This window comes from Salipiger sp. 1_MG-2023, from assembly GCF_030547555.1.
Taxonomy (GTDB): domain Bacteria; phylum Pseudomonadota; class Alphaproteobacteria; order Rhodobacterales; family Rhodobacteraceae; genus Salipiger.
In genome coordinates this window covers 1-567 of record NZ_JAUOQN010000193.1, presented here as the reverse complement: position 1 = coordinate 567, position 567 = coordinate 1, and the positions used below count along the sequence as shown (strand labels likewise).

At 64.4% G+C, this 567-nt stretch carries 1 protein-coding gene and 1 pseudogene; both read right to left on the bottom strand.

Going from position 1 to position 567, the window contains the following annotated elements; all coding sequences use genetic code 11:
• On the bottom strand, nt 1–287 hold a 287-nt coding region (locus Q4543_RS24540; RefSeq protein WP_303442818.1), incomplete at its 3' end, for a hypothetical protein.
• Nucleotides 288–383: 96 nt separating this feature from the next.
• Nucleotides 384–567: pseudogene (locus Q4543_RS24535) on the bottom strand (hypothetical protein); the annotation flags it as partial.

Sequence of the window (567 nt, the reverse complement as noted above, 5' to 3'; positions counted from 1 at the left end):
AAACTGGCGGCCAGCCGCAGGGCCAACAGCGCCTTCTCGGGGTCGATGAACGGTGCGGGCACGTTGGCACCGGTCTCCTCGCACGCACCTTCGCCTCGGTTGCGGGCGATCTCGTCGAGCAACTCGATGGCGGATGGGCTGGGCCCGCCCTTGGGCGGGGCGATGACATCACCGTCTGCGCCGATCGCAGGATCGAACGTGTCATCGGCTTCGGCTTTGCGCAAGCGGCGCAGCAAGGCTCGTGCGTAGGGCGCCCAGGCGGCGGGCGAAAAAGGGGACTGCGACATGTCGTTGCCTCCATGGCCAAAAGGAAAAGCGCAGGGAAAAGGGGCCGGCTGACGCCGGCTTTCTTCTATGAAAAGGAAAGGGGAGAGCGGCCGGGGTCAGTCCGGGAAAAAGGTCCCTGCCTCGACGTCGCGGAGCATTTGCAGGATCCTGGTCTCAAGCGTCGCTGCGTAGATCTCCGACTTTACTCGCAGATGGTCGCGATACTGTTCGGGCGGAATGATCGCTTCGGGATGCGCGCGCTTGAGGATGGCGTGCAGGCGCTTCTCGATGCTCTGCGCT